At 47.5% G+C, this 257-nt stretch carries 1 protein-coding gene; it reads left to right on the top strand.

Going from position 1 to position 257, the window contains the following annotated elements; all coding sequences use genetic code 11:
- On the top strand, positions 1-257 hold a 257-nt coding region (locus ACFIJR_RS09130; RefSeq protein WP_375654078.1), incomplete at both ends, for a hypothetical protein.

Genomic DNA, 257 nt, shown 5'->3' with positions numbered 1-257 from the left:
AGATGCATTGTTGTGGGATGACGGGAAAGGTGCGTTTGTAGCGCAGCATGGCGAAGATAAGAGCAACAGTAAGATCACGTCTCTAGCAGCAGGTAATATCTCTAAAGATTCCAGTGATGCAGTAACAGGTTCGCAGCTTTATTCCATGAATGAACAGCTTGCTGGCTATTTAGGTGGCGGAGCCGGTTATGATGATGCGGGTAAGTGGCAAGCTCCACACTTCACGGTCAAAACCTTTGGAAAAGATGGCAGTGAAG

The sequence above is a fragment of the Bartonella sp. OD88NMGDW genome (assembly GCF_042193775.1).
GTDB classification, from domain to species: domain Bacteria; phylum Pseudomonadota; class Alphaproteobacteria; order Rhizobiales; family Rhizobiaceae; genus Bartonella; species Bartonella grahamii.
Note: the sequence above shows the minus strand (reverse complement) of the source record. Positions and strands in the feature narration are given on the sequence as shown.